The 273-nt window shown below is 39.9% G+C and carries 1 pseudogene; it reads right to left on the reverse strand.

The window, feature by feature from the left end:
• Window positions 1-273 (reverse strand): annotated as a pseudogene (locus IQR33_RS33230) (glycosyltransferase family 1 protein); the annotation flags it as partial.

Raw genomic sequence — 273 nt, forward strand, 5'->3', positions numbered from 1 at the left:
ATCTCCTCTTCTACACAATCAGAAGTGCCAAGATAACTTACAATGCCTTCATCAACCCACTTTTGCATATCACTACTAGAGACAGCTGAAGGGTTATTAACATAAAGAAAACCTAGTAATCGAAATTCAACCTTATCACCATGTTTAGACTTCAATGCGCGAGCCGCTTCAACGTAGTGACCAATGCCTTTGTCGTACAACATTCTGGCAATCAATAAAAAGCGAATTACACCGTCATCATTTGCAGGGCTAACTTGAAAACGGTTGAGATCA

The sequence above is a fragment of the Vibrio sp. OPT46 genome, from assembly GCF_015163535.1.
Classification (GTDB): domain Bacteria; phylum Pseudomonadota; class Gammaproteobacteria; order Enterobacterales; family Vibrionaceae; genus Vibrio; species Vibrio alginolyticus.